The following is a 12,909-nucleotide window of genomic DNA, read 5'->3' as shown; positions in this document are numbered from 1 at the left end:
CCAAAATCTTAGCTCCCGCTGCGAAAAGTCTCCCGACTTTGAGCAGATAAAAACAAACCCCTCGCAATTGCGAGGGGTTTTTGTTTTATAAAGCAGCCACATTTTTATTAAAGAAATCTTTAAATTTTTTCTGGTTGATAAACGTGTCAATCATTTTAAAGACCATAGATTTCTAATGTTATCACTAAAATCATCTTTTGATATGATTAACGAAAATTTAAATGATGTAGGAATAGGATTTGGTTATGAAATACCAACCTCATGAAGAAGCCACTGCACGGTTTAACGGAAATATTGCCGAGGTAGACTGGGCAAAAGCCACAGGCTATAATGAACCCACCATCAGACGGTATAGCTACTCTTACGACTCTCTGAACCGGCTTACCAATGCATACTTCTCTGAGCCCAATGTGACCCTTCCTTCTACTGAATTCTACAATGAAGATATATTCTATGACCTCAATGGGAATATTACCAGCCTGAAAAGAAATGCCCCCTCATTTTATAACAACTATCCCGAGTTGATTGATGATCTGTCTTACACCTACACCGGTAACAGATTAATCTCCATTACCGATTACAGCGGAAACCCCACAGGGTATGAAGGCGGGGGGAACGTTATTTCCTACGATGATAACGGAAATATGACCGCACTTCTGGATAAATCAATAGAGGAGATACAGTACAACCATCTGAACCTGCCGGTGAATTTTGACATTGACGGCTCCAGCATCGGGATGAACTACCTTTACCGGGCAGATGGAACAAAGCTGAAAAAGAATTATGTATCTACAGGCCCGGGTGGACAAATGTTTTCTACTTCCACGGAATATATAGATGGTTTTCATTACACCTCTTCTGTGGGAGATGAGGAGCTTTGGGAATTGTTTTCAGAAGCAGGCGGGCAAGCCTATGAGATGGAAGCATTTATCAGTTTTGTCAATGAGCAAAACCTGACCGATGAGCTGATGTTTTTCCCTACTGCCGAAGGCTTTTATGATTTCAAAAATAATGAATATATTTACCAATACAAAGACCACCTGGGAAATGTGCGGCTAAGCTATAAAGATGATGGCTACCAAAACCCGCAGGTAACAGATAGTAATGACTATTACCCTTTCGGGATGAGCTTTGTGAGAAACGAAGAAGAAGAAGCCGTTTTTGGTGTGGGATCTTACCAGAATTATAAGTACAACGGTAAGGAACTCCAAGAAACGGGAATGTACGACTACGGAGCAAGAATGTACATGGCGGATATCGGACGGTGGGGAGTTGTGGATCCTGTTGCAGAACTTTACACAGAAATGTCTCCTTACAATTACGCAGGAAACAATCCAATCATGTTTATCGATCCTAACGGAATGTGGATTACATTTTGGGATGGCGATAAGGAGTATAGATACCATAATGGAGCAACACAGCATCAAGTAGAGGGAGAATGGGTAAATATTGATCAAAGCGTACAATTATCAGATTTTGCTGTAAGTGTAGTCGCGTCACTGTTTATGCTTGAAACGGGAGGTGGAACTGGAGGTGGAATGATAAATCATTTTGATAATGCTCAAAATAATATCAAAATCATGGAAACAACCGATGGAAGTTATTATCAGAGTGGGACGGCTTACCTTGACATGGGAGATACTTCTAGCATTAGTCCTACATTTATTAACTTAGGTCATGAGATGGCTCATGGGATGGATCCTTCCAGTATTTCTTTAAATTGGCTTACTTATGTAAACCCTCCTGCTACAACTGGAGAAATATTTGCTACCCATGTTGAAAATAAATTGAGAAGTGAATGGGGACTTTCCTTGAGAAATAAATATACAAATACAGGAACTGGATGGGATGATTTATCTCTTGTTGCTGATAAACATGGAAACAGTAGATATTTTGATAAAAATGAGAAGATGAATTTAAAATACGGAGATGGAAAAACTTTAAACTTAATGCTGAGTTCATTTAAAGAAAATAGTTCGAAGTATAATCTCTCTAACCGTTTTAATTATAATAAAGATGCAAATATTTCTTCAACGCGTTTTATGCTGTTTTTTAGCGTTCTTCTTAACCCACTCTTGCGCTAGTCAAGAAACAAGGAAATACTTTGAAAATGAATATAATGAAAGTTATAGTAAATGTTTAAAAATTGATGACTTTAACCTTTTAGAAAATAAAAGTAAAGCTTGTAAAGATATTAATGCTTTCTTTTTTGAATTTTCAGATTACACCCAAAAGTCATTAGACTCATTGAACAACATTGAAGAAACTGATTTTATTATTTTCAATTCCGTAAGAGGCAGGGATTTAAGAAAATGTATGTTTACTTATAACACAAAAACCGGCAATGCAAATTCTGGTCATTGTGATATTTTTAGTGATGGATTAGTGAAAGAAGTTACCAATGATTGGAATAATTTTCAGAATAATAAAGAAAGTCGTTTTTCTAAAAATGATGACGATGGAAAGCATTGGTTATATTACGTAATCTATAAAAAAAACAGTCAAGCTGTTATAGAAAAGTTGTATCGATAATTCGGGGCATGTTTCAAACCTGCTAATTTCTTTTATTAAACAAAAATAATAAAGCCACTCGATGAGTGGCTTTGTAATTTTATAGTGCTACATTTTGTTTTACGAAATCCTTGAATTTTTTCTGGTTGATGAAGGTGTCAATCATTTTAAAGACCGTGCTTTTATCTTCTTCGTCGAGCTGCTGAATGAGTTCCATTTGTTCAAGAGTAGATTTATCTTCAATTACAATCTCTTTAGGAATTATATTTTCATTGTAATTGATAATCTGATCTGTGGTAAGATTAAAAAGTTTAGCCATTTTACTAAGTTCCGAAACCGTAAGTTCTCTTAATCCTTTTTCAATTTTGGAGTAAGTAGATTTATCTACCCCCCCGCTGCGCAAAGTCTGTGACTTTGAGCGGATAAAACACAAAATCCACCGCAATTGCGATGGATTTTCAGTGTGCCCCCTCTGTCCTGAAACAGCGATAAAAAAGAAATCGTTTTAATGAGAGAAAGAGGATTCATGTGAAATAGACTGTGCTCATTACGCCTCCGCTTCGTTTCTCTGCAGCAGGAATTTGTAGATCAATCCGCCCGCAATACCGCCCAGAACCGGTGCTACCCAGAACAGCCACAACTGAGAGAGCGCTGCGCCCTGCACGAAGATTGCCTGTGAAGTAGATCTGGCAGGATTTACCGAAGTATTGGTAATCGGAATAGAAATCAGGTGAATCAGAGTCAGCGCCAGACCGATGGCAATGCCGGCAAATTTACCATTCGCCCATTTGTCCGTAGCGCCCATAATGATGACCAGAAAGAATGCGGTAAGTAAAAACTCGGCCAGGAAAGCGGCTCCCATGGAGTAACTTCGGTCATGATAGCCCGGCATATCATAGAAGTTGGTGGCAAATGCACCCGGACCTTCTGCAGAAAAGGCGCCGGCACCATTCAGAATGGTGTACAGACACGCCGCTGCGGCGGCGGCACCTGCTACCTGCGCTACAATGTAGGGAATTAAATCTTTGGCGCTGAATCTTCCGCCGGCCAGCAGACCAAAGGATACGGCAGGGTTAAAGTGCCCGCCGGAAATGTGCCCCACAGCGTAAGCCATGGTAAGAACGGTAAGACCAAAGGCCAGTGAAACGCCCACCAGTCCGATGCCGATATCCGGAACTCCGGCCGCGAAAACTGCGCTTCCGCAACCACCGAAAACCAACCAAAACGTGCCGAAAAATTCGGCTGCTAATTTCTTTGTCATAAGCTCGTTTGTTTTTTAATGTGTATCAAATTTAACATTTTAACTGAAAAAATGAAATTTTTAAGGGATAGATTATTATAAGATGAAAAAGAAATGCCCGTTTTACGGCCTCTTCAAAATGTTTATCTTTACAAAAATTTAACAGATGAAATCCGGAAAAATAAAAACGGTGTTGTGGATTTTGGGAATGGTAACAGTCGGGATTTTAGGGTTGTTCCTGTACCAGCTGGCCACGGCAGAATCCGGCAATGCACTCCTTATTGTTCTCATGCTGCTGCTGGGACTTGTGCTGGGCGGTGTGATTGCTTTTCTGGCTTCAGGCAAACTGAAGTCTGAGCCGCCGGTGGTTACAGAAAGTTCCCACACCATTGCCGAAAGCATGCGCAAAGTTTTTAAAATTGTCTCTGCCGAAGGTCATTTTCAGGAAATTTATAATTACGAGGAAACCAGCAAGCTGCTGAAATTTATTCCTCAGAAAAAGAAAGCACTGGTCATCGTTCAGGCCAAAGTGCTGGTGGGCTATGATTTTGAAAAGCTGAAATGGGAAATAGACGAACTGCACAAAACCGTAAAACTGGTAGATTTTCCCGCACCCGAAATCCTTTCTACCGAAACCGATTACAAATATTATAATATAGAAGAGCAGTTCTTTAATCTCTTCAGCAAGGAAGATCTGGCTAAAATACAGCACAACAGCAAGCAGCAGGTCATAGAGGCAGCCCGGAAATCCCATCTTCCTGAGGTTGCTGCAGAGCAGATGCGCACACTCCTGACCGAACTCCTGAGTTCTAAAAATTTCCTTCTGGAGAATCCGGCCACCATTTCTGATTCGGGAAAGAAAATTGAGATGAGGGACCGCTAAAACGTCCGGATTTTCAAACTTTGCCGTTTCAATTCTTCAACCAAAAAAATCACTACTTTTGCAGCGGAAAAATTCACACAAACAAATTCACTGCAAATTATGCTGTCAGTTCAGGGTCTAGGCCTTCATCACTCAGGAAATTACTTGTTCCGCGACGTCAATTTCACCATCAAACGGGCCGATAAAATTGGCCTCGTAGGAAAAAACGGTGCCGGGAAATCTACTTTGCTCAAAATTCTGTCCAATGAAATTACCTTCTATGAAGGAAATGTAGTGCCGGAAGGAAATATTACCATCGGCTTTCTGAAGCAGGATCTGGACTTTGTGAAAGGCCGCACCGTATGGCAGGAAACCCTGCAGGCGTTTGAGCAGATTAATCTCTGGAAAACAGAACTGGAAGAGGTCAATCACCAGCTGGCCACCCGTGAGGATTATGAATCTGACGAGTACAGCAACCTGATTCACCGCATGACGGATCTGAATGATATTCTGCACCATCATGATGCGTACAACCTGGAAGGCGATATGGAAAAAGTATTGCTGGGTCTGGGTTTTAAGGCGGATGATTTTCAGCGGCTCACCGATGAATTTTCCGGGGGATGGCGCATGCGGATTGAACTGGCCAAACTGCTGTTGCAGAATAATGACTTGCTGTTGCTGGATGAGCCTACCAACCACCTGGATATGGAAAGCATCATCTGGCTGGAGAATTTCCTGAAGGATTACAGCGGTGCCATAGTCCTGGTAAGTCACGATAAGCAGTTCATGACCGCAGTCTGCAACCGTACTTTTGATGTGAATAACCGTAAAATTGACGACTATAAAGCCAATTACAGCAAATACCTGGAACTGAGAAGGGAACGCCGCGAAAAACTGGAGCAGGCTAAGAAGAATCAGGACGCAGAAATCAAGCAGATGGAAGACAACATCAACAAATTCCGCGCGTCTGCTACCAAGGCTTCTTTTGCCCAGTCACTGATCAAGAAACTGGAAAAAATAGAACGCATAGAGCTGGATAATGAAGATGTTTCCAAATTTAACATCCGCTTTGTACAGTCGGTGGTGCCCGGTAAAGTGATTTTTGAAGCAGAAAATCTGGGAAAAGCGTATGGCAGCAAACAGATTTTTGATGAGGTGGATTTCTTTGTGGAGCGTGGTGACCGGATTGCCTTACTGGGACAAAACGGACAGGGTAAAACGACGCTGGCCAAGATTCTCTCCGGAAGCATTACAGATTATTCCGGAAGCTGGAAGCTGGGTCATAATGTGAACATCGGCTACTTTGCGCAGAATCAGGAAGAAGTGCTGACTCCCAACAAAACCGTATTGCAGGAAGCAGAAGATGCCGCTACCGAAGAAACCAGACCACGGGTCCGCGACTTGCTGGGAAGTTTCCTCTTCTCCGGTGAAGATGTAGAAAAGAAAACGCAGGTTCTGTCCGGAGGCGAAAGAAACCGTCTGGCATTGTGTAAACTGTTGTTGCGTCCGTTCAATACCCTCATTATGGACGAACCGACCAACCACCTGGACATTCAGTCTAAAGAAATTATAAAAATTGCCCTTCAGAAATTTCAGGGAACGCTGATTGTGATCTCTCACGACCGGGAGTTTCTGCAGGGACTTGCTGATAAAATTTTCGAATTCCGCGATGGCCGCATGAAGGAATTTCTGGGAACGGTAGATGAATATCTGGAATACCGCGAGAAAGAAAGTTTGCGCGAGATTTCTGCAGAGAAAGCCAAACTGGATCAGAAACCGGAAGAAATAAAAAAAACTGAACCGGCTGCAGAATCACTTCCGCAACCTGCCACCGCAAATCAGTTTGTCTCTAAAGAGCAAAAGCAAATTCAGGGTAAAATAAAGAAAGCAGAAGAGAAAATCAGCAGTTACGAGGACGAAATTCAGAAGCTGGAAGATTATTTTGGCAAAACCAACCCTACTGCCGAAGAACTCGCTCAGTATGAGCAACTGAAGACCGAATTGCAGGAGACCATGGATTTGTGGGAGGAGCTCGCCCTGAAACTGGAAGAATAAATTCGTACCTTTGAATCGTGAAAATTTCTGCAAAAAATAAAAGCCGCGCAGCAGTACTCCTTACGGGGATCTACCTCTTCATGGCTTTTTTTGCGTTCAATATGCACCGCCACAGCAGTGGTTCGGTTTTTAAGGATTTTCAGTTTCAGAAAGCAGAGCAGTCTCTGCAGGCGACAGATGAGCATGCCTCAGATTTTACAGACTGTCTTTCCTGTCATCTCCTGCATCAGGCCAAGGTACTGGTTCCTCAGGAGTTCAGCTATCATTTTTTTGGCGATGTGATTTTTACTCAGCAGGTGTTCTCATGGGAACAGCGCTTTGCCGGAGTGGTATTTCACGCCTTTTACCTGCGCGGTCCGCCGGCCTTTTTCGTTTAAACAAAGTTCACTTTTTTTAGTCTGGGATGCTGCTGTTCAGTTTCCCGGGTTTATTGTTTTACGAAAATCCAATTTTTTAAATGAAATCCATCTTTTCGATATTGATGATGCTTTGCGGCTTCATCATTATACCGGCACAAACTTTTCAGGTGAAAGGTATTGTGTACGATTTTCATGACCGCAGTCCCCTGGCCAACGCACAGATTCAACTGGGAAATGTACAGGCTGTCTCTGCTGCAGACGGTAGTTTTAACTTAGCCCATGTGCCTGCCGGAACCTACGGTTTGCAGGTGACACATCCCGAATGTGAACCCTTCCGCAGGGAAGTACAGGTAAACCGCGATTTGTTTTTAACCATTAACCTGGAGCATCATTATGACGAAATTCAGGAGGTGGTATTGCACGGTGGCCACCAAAGCACCGGTTCTGTGGTGGTGCGCACACTGGAGCAGGACGAAATTCAAAGGAATGCCACAGAAAATCTGGGAAATATTCTGTCCTCTTTATCGGGTGTGGGTACACTGAAAACCGGAAATAATGTGGCTAAACCCATTATACATGGTTTATACGGCAGCCGGATTTCTATTCTGAACAACGGCGCAAAAATGGCCGAACAGGAATGGGGAGTGGAGCATGCGCCCAATGTAGATGTCACCGCTTTTGATCACGTAGATGTCATCAAAGGGGCTTCTGCCCTGAAATACGGTGCAGAATCTGCCGGCGGAGTCATTTTGCTGCAACCGGAAACCTTCAGGAAAACAGATACGCTGAAAGGGCGCATCAACCTTGCCGGTATCTCAAACGGCCGTGGTGCTGCTATGGATGCTCAGCTGACCCGCACTTGGGAAAACAGCTGGTATCTTTCGGCTCAGGGCAGTTATAAAAAACTCGGAGACTTGCGCACTCCGGATTACTACCTCTGGAATACCGGCGCAGAATCCCATGCTTTCAGCTTCCGGACCGGAAAAAGCGATTTTATGCAGGGATTTCAGCTGTATTATGCGCTTACTCAGCAGGAAGCGGGGATTTTCAGAGGTTCGCACATCGGGAATCTGGAAGATTTTGAGCAGGTCATGGCTTCCGGAAAACCTGTGTATGTGCGGGATTTCAGCTATGATATAGACCACCCGAAACAAGAGGTCAGTCACCATCTTGCCAAAGCCAGCTGGTACAAAAGGTTTGAAAAAGCCGGAAAAATTTCTGCTGAATACAGTTTTCAGTACAATCAACGAAAAGAATATGACATCCGCAGGGAAAGTTATTCCGGGCTTCCGGTGCTGGATCTGGAACTTTTTACCAATCAGTTTCACCTGAATCATCTGCTGGAGAGAACCTTGTGGAATCTTGAAAGTGGAGCAGACCTGGCGTATCAGTACAATTATTCATCGGCCGAAACTATGGCACGCCGGCTGGTGCCCAATTATCACAAATATTCCGGCGGCCTGTTTTCGGTTTTTAAATATCACGTTTTGCCGGAATTGCGTGCCGAAGCAGGTTTGCGGTATGACCGAACGCATTATACCGTAAAAATGTGGTATGATCATCACGACTGGGAGCATGGCTACGGTGAATTTTTCCCGGAGTTTTTTCAGTATGAAACTGAGGGCGGAAGGGTATTCACCATTCCGAAGCTGAATTTTGATAATTTGTCTTACAATGCCGGACTTAACTATAATCCGGGCAATCATCTGGATGTGAAACTGAACTACACCCGCTCTTCCAGAACGCCCAATATTGCAGAATTGTTTTCAGACGGTCTGCATCATTCCGCAGCGGTGATAGAGAAGGGAGATCTGATGCTGCAGAATGAAGTCAGCCACCAGGTCAACCTTGAAGTTGCCTCCAAATTTGATGTTTTGGAAGGTCTCAGCGTGTCGGTAAATCCGTATTATCTCCATTCCGACCATTTTATCAATCAGGTGCCCACCGGCATTCAGAATACCATCCGCGGCATTTTCCCGGTGTGGACGTATGAGCAGATTAAAGCAACGATGTGGGGAGTAGATGTAGATTTGGCACTGCAGGTTACTGATAAATGGAGTTATAAAGGAAATTTCGCGTATGTACACGGTACCGACCGTTCCCACAATCAGCCGCTGATGCTGATGCAACCTGCCAATTTTGTAAATGCGCTGGAATTCAGAAATCCGGAAAGAAATAAACTTTTTCTGAGGCTTTGGAATCAGACCTTCCTGAGTCAGAACCGGTATCCGCTTTACAATCCGGTGCTTTGGACGCATGAGAACCATCAGGATGTAGCCCGCGAACTGGATCTTTCTACGCCGCCTGCCGGGTATTCGCTGTGGAATGTGCAGGCCGGGGTACAGATTTCCCGGAACTGGTCGGCAGGGCTTACGCTGCATAATATTTTTGACACCCGTTACCGGGATTATCTGAACCGGATGCGCTATTTTGCTGATGAGTCCGGCCGTAACATGATCTTTAACCTTACCTTTCAATTTTAAACCAACTCATGAAGAATACTATTATAAAATCACTTTTTTTGGCCTTTACCCTTCTCATGATACAGGGATGCAGCCGTGCCGATGAAAATGCCGATGTGCTGGCTCAGGAAGAGGTATCCTCTGTAATCCTGGCAGTAGAGGAGCAGGGAACCGGTGTGGTACAGAGCTATACGTATGTGGCCAATGCCGCTCATTATCCGCATCTGCATCTGGAAACGGGCAAAATCTACGATGTGCAGGTCATCTTCCGGAATGGTTCAGAAGACATTACACAGGAAATTATAGAGGAACGGGACGAGCATTTTCTGATTTATGACTTTAAAAATGCAGAGATCAGTCTGGTCCGTACAGATGCAGAAATCCGCAATGACGGGAAACGCCTGGGGATTGCGGTGCAATGGACGGTTAATCAGATTGCCACCACAGATGCGAGGCTGGAACTGACGCTTTATCATGATCCGGTAACGGTAGATGAGGGACAGAACGGAACCGCCTGGGGCAGCGTGACGGGTGGTGAGACAGATGCCGTTGCCTTTTTTGATATTACTGACTGATTTTAAGGATTTTTTACCATTATTCAGGCATATAAATTTAAAAAAAATGCATACTTTTGCATCTCTTAAAATTTCGATAGAACAATGAATGTATCAGCAAAAAACCACGATGAGGTTAGCGCTTTACTTACCGTAACGGTAGACAGAGCAGATTATAAGGACAAAGTAGAAAAGCAACTTCACAACTACGCAAAAAATGCGCAGGTTCCGGGTTTCAGAAAAGGAAAAGTGCCTATGGGCATGGTGAGACGTCAGTACGAAGCGCCCGTAGCCTTTGAAGAAATCAATAAACTGGTCAATGAAGGTCTGAACAACTATATTACAGAAAATAACCTTAGAATGGTGGGCCAGCCGGTTCCGCAGCCTGTAGATGATTTTGATCACAATGCAGAGCAGCTTTCTGTAGCTTTTGAAGTAGGGTATGAACCTGCTGTAACCATAGACCTTGCTAAATATGAAGCTCCTCATTACAAGGTAGAAGCGTCTGATAAAGAAATTACACAATCTGTTGAAAACATGCAGAAGCGTTTTGCAGAGCAGGTACCACAGGAGAAGATAGGTAAGGACAGTTATGTGGCACTGGAGGTGGCGCAGGTAGTGGAAGAAGATGCAGAAGGAGAACACCACCATCCGGCAAAAAATGTAACCATCAACGCAGAGAACAAAGCGGCTTTCAAATTGGTAAAGTCCCTGAAAATGGATGAATCTGTAAAGGTGACCAAAGAAACGCTGCTGGCAGATGAGGATCTGGCAAAAGAACTGGGCTTCAGCAAGGCAGATGTGGAGCACCTGCACCATGATGAAGTGGAAGTTTCTGTGAAAGATTTCTACGGATTGAATAATCACGAACTGAACCAGGAGCTTTTTGATAAAGTTTATGGTGCCGGAACGGTAAACAGTGAGGAAGAACTGAAAGCAAAAGTGAAAACTGAACTGGATGAGTATTTCCAGCAGAACGCAGATATTTATTTCGTAAATAATGTTCTGGAGCAGATTACAGAGAAAGAAGAAATTCAGCTTCCGGAAACATTCCTGAAAAAATGGCTGATGTTCAGCAATGAAGGTATTCAGACTGAAGAGCAGGCAGCAGAAGTTCTGGAAAATGAAAAAGCGGCCATCAAACACCAGATTATTGAAGGGAAACTGATGAACGATAATGAGATTAAACTGGACTATGCAGATGTACTGGCACAGGCAGAACAACTGGTAAGAAATCAGCTGGCGATCTATGGTATTCACCATTTGCCGGATGAAGAAATTCAGAAGTATGCAGTAGAAATGCTGAAAGAAGAAGAACAGGTTCGTCAGATTTCATCTGAAGTGGCCATGGCAAAACTTAAAGATGTCATTCTGGAAAAAGCCACTAAAAAGGAAACCAAGATCTCTCATGACGAGTTCCTGGAGATTCTTAAAAAATAATTCCCAACCGGGAAAAATTAAATCCGCCTTTTTTTAAAGGGCGGATTTTTTATGTTTGTACATTTGTATTCATTGCGGGTCGCTCCGGTATCTCAAAAAGCGGGTACAAAGGAGTTACCTCGGCGGATTGTAAACGATAATATTTGTTGGGTTTTACATCAGGCGTTGCGTTGCATCAGAGCCATATAGAAACCGTCATAGCCTTCGCTCGGCATTATTTTTTCTTCTTTCAGCAGTGAGAATTCCGGATTGTTTTTCAGGAAGAGTGCAGCCTGCTCATTGTTTTCAGAAGGCAGAATGGAACAGGTGGCGTAAATCATTTTTCCGCCTTTTTTCAGCATTTTGGAGTAGTCCTGAAGAATCTGCTGCTGTTCATTTTTAATACGCGCTATAAAATCGGCGTCAATTTTCCATTTGCTGTCGGGGTTTCTTTTTAAAACGCCCAGTCCGGAGCACGGGGCATCAATCAGCAGGCGGTCTGCGGTGCCGTGTAATCTTTTGATCACTTTGTTATCGGTAATCAGGCGGTTTTCTATGTTATGGGCACCGGCTCTTTTGGCACGGCGTTTCAGTTCAGCGAGTTTCCATTCGTAAATATCCAGCGCAATGATTTGTCCTTTATTGTTCATCAGAGCGGCCAGATGCAGCGTTTTGCCACCTGCACCGGCACAGGCATCGACCACGCGCATGCCTTCCTGAACATCCAATAGTTTTCCTATTTTTTGTGAAGAGGCATCCTGAACTTCAAAAAGCCCCTCTTTGAAAGCTGTGGTCAGGAACACATTTTTCTTCTCCTCCAGTTGCACAGCATCCGGATAGTCACGAATCTGAAAGCTTTCCACATTTTCATGTTTCAGGTCAGAGACCAGTTCTCTGGCAGAGGTCTTCAGCGTGTTGGCACGCAGAACGGTAGGCGCCTGTTCGTTTAAAGCATTCATTTCGCGCTCCCAGTTGGGACCCAGTTCCTTCTCCAGGGTTTCGGCCAGCCAATCGGGAATGGAGTGTTCAATCGCTTTTGTGGGGACCGTCCCTTTCTTTAATTTATTAAGGATGTCTGCGATTTTTATTCCGTCAAACTCTTCAAATTTTTTGTAGTGGGTTTTGCTCCAAAGCAGATAGGCGAGGATGAGCTTATAGACATTATTGGGCTTTACGCCTTCGCCCATATAGTATTCCAGCCGTTTTTTCCAGCGAATGATGTTGTAAAATATCTCTGAAACCACTTTGCGGTCTTCGCTGCCCCATTTTTTGTGGGACTTCAGCAGGCGTTCGATGACTTTGTCTGCATATTTTTTATCCTGAAAGAAGGTTTCCTGCAGGGCATCGTGAATTCCGATCAGTAAGTTTCTGTGTATGAGTTCCATAATAGATGTTTAAAAATTAAAAGCGTGCAAAAAATCACACGCTGCAAAAATAAGGATTTAAT

11 protein-coding genes are annotated in these 12,909 nt (G+C 43.5%); 8 read left to right on the top strand and 3 right to left on the bottom strand.

The genetic code is table 11. The annotated features are described in order from the left end of the window. Window positions 1-245: 245 nt before the first annotated feature. Entirely contained in the window at window positions 246-2,084 is a 1,839-nt protein-coding gene (locus tag LKO26_RS09075) for an RHS repeat domain-containing protein (RefSeq protein ID WP_227587538.1), read from the top strand. Next, a complete protein-coding gene (locus LKO26_RS09070) occupies window positions 2,017-2,532 on the top strand; it encodes a hypothetical protein (protein ID WP_227587537.1) in 516 nt (171 codons plus the stop codon). The genes LKO26_RS09075 and LKO26_RS09070 overlap by 68 nt, the downstream gene beginning before the upstream one ends. A gap of 79 nt (window positions 2,533-2,611) precedes the next feature. Here the strand turns inward: LKO26_RS09070 and LKO26_RS09065 are convergent, their stop codons facing one another. Continuing rightward, window positions 2,612-2,914 carry a helix-turn-helix domain-containing protein gene (locus tag LKO26_RS09065; RefSeq protein WP_227587572.1) on the bottom strand — a complete coding sequence of 101 codons (303 nt, stop codon included), beginning with the start codon at window positions 2,912-2,914 and terminating at the stop codon, window positions 2,612-2,614. 144 nt (window positions 2,915-3,058) lie between these two features. Further along, complete coding sequence (gene aqpZ, locus LKO26_RS09060) at window positions 3,059-3,772, bottom strand: aquaporin Z (protein ID WP_227587536.1); 714 nt, start codon at window positions 3,770-3,772, stop codon at window positions 3,059-3,061. Window positions 3,773-3,917: 145 nt separating this feature from the next. Here aqpZ and LKO26_RS09055 point away from each other — a divergent pair, with 145 nt between their 5' ends. From LKO26_RS09055 to LKO26_RS09030, 6 genes are all read left to right on the top strand, one after another. Continuing rightward, window positions 3,918-4,634, top strand: coding sequence for a DUF4230 domain-containing protein (locus LKO26_RS09055; RefSeq protein WP_227587535.1), 717 nt, complete (start codon window positions 3,918-3,920; stop codon window positions 4,632-4,634). A gap of 99 nt (window positions 4,635-4,733) precedes the next feature. Further along, window positions 4,734-6,668, top strand: a complete 1,935-nt coding sequence (locus LKO26_RS09050) for an ABC-F family ATP-binding cassette domain-containing protein (RefSeq protein WP_227587534.1) — start codon at window positions 4,734-4,736, stop codon at window positions 6,666-6,668. Between the two features lie 17 nt (window positions 6,669-6,685). Then, window positions 6,686-7,045: a hypothetical protein gene (locus tag LKO26_RS09045; RefSeq protein ID WP_227587533.1), complete on the top strand. Its 360-nt coding sequence runs from the start codon at window positions 6,686-6,688 to the stop codon at window positions 7,043-7,045. 80 nt (window positions 7,046-7,125) lie between these two features. After that, a complete protein-coding gene (locus LKO26_RS09040; protein WP_227587532.1) occupies window positions 7,126-9,510 on the top strand; it encodes a TonB-dependent receptor in 2,385 nt (794 codons plus the stop codon). Between the two features lie 8 nt (window positions 9,511-9,518). Beyond that, complete coding sequence (locus tag LKO26_RS09035) at window positions 9,519-10,064, top strand: hypothetical protein (protein ID WP_227587531.1); 546 nt, start codon at window positions 9,519-9,521, stop codon at window positions 10,062-10,064. A gap of 84 nt (window positions 10,065-10,148) precedes the next feature. Further along, a complete protein-coding gene (locus LKO26_RS09030) occupies window positions 10,149-11,483 on the top strand; it encodes a trigger factor (RefSeq protein ID WP_227587530.1) in 1,335 nt (444 codons plus the stop codon). Window positions 11,484-11,641: 158 nt separating this feature from the next. Here the strand turns inward: LKO26_RS09030 and LKO26_RS09025 are convergent, their stop codons facing one another. After that, window positions 11,642-12,847 carry an RsmB/NOP family class I SAM-dependent RNA methyltransferase gene (locus LKO26_RS09025; protein ID WP_227587529.1) on the bottom strand — a complete coding sequence of 402 codons (1,206 nt, stop codon included), beginning with the start codon at window positions 12,845-12,847 and terminating at the stop codon, window positions 11,642-11,644. Window positions 12,848-12,909 lie beyond the last annotated feature (62 nt).

Source organism: Chryseobacterium sp. MFBS3-17, assembly GCF_020687745.1.
GTDB lineage: Bacteria > Bacteroidota > Bacteroidia > Flavobacteriales > Weeksellaceae > Marnyiella.
The sequence above is the reverse complement of the archived record's forward strand: the minus strand, read 5'-3'. Positions and strand labels throughout refer to the sequence as shown.

What these genes read in the sequence shown, in the direction of transcription:
- LKO26_RS09025 (WP_227587529.1), bottom strand. Translation starts at nt 12,847, where the DNA reads ATGGAACTCATACACAGAAACTTACTGATCGGAATTCACGATGCCCTG.
- LKO26_RS09030 (WP_227587530.1), top strand. Translation starts at nt 10,149, where the DNA reads ATGAATGTATCAGCAAAAAACCACGATGAGGTTAGCGCTTTACTTACC.
- LKO26_RS09055 (WP_227587535.1), top strand. Translation starts at nt 3,918, where the DNA reads ATGAAATCCGGAAAAATAAAAACGGTGTTGTGGATTTTGGGAATGGTA.
- LKO26_RS09050 (WP_227587534.1), top strand. Translation starts at nt 4,734, where the DNA reads ATGCTGTCAGTTCAGGGTCTAGGCCTTCATCACTCAGGAAATTACTTG.
- LKO26_RS09070 (WP_227587537.1), top strand. Translation starts at nt 2,017, where the DNA reads ATGCAAATATTTCTTCAACGCGTTTTATGCTGTTTTTTAGCGTTCTTC.
- LKO26_RS09075 (WP_227587538.1), top strand. Translation starts at nt 246, where the DNA reads ATGAAATACCAACCTCATGAAGAAGCCACTGCACGGTTTAACGGAAAT.
- LKO26_RS09035 (WP_227587531.1), top strand. Translation starts at nt 9,519, where the DNA reads ATGAAGAATACTATTATAAAATCACTTTTTTTGGCCTTTACCCTTCTC.
- aqpZ (WP_227587536.1), bottom strand. Translation starts at nt 3,772, where the DNA reads ATGACAAAGAAATTAGCAGCCGAATTTTTCGGCACGTTTTGGTTGGTT.
- LKO26_RS09040 (WP_227587532.1), top strand. Translation starts at nt 7,126, where the DNA reads ATGAAATCCATCTTTTCGATATTGATGATGCTTTGCGGCTTCATCATT.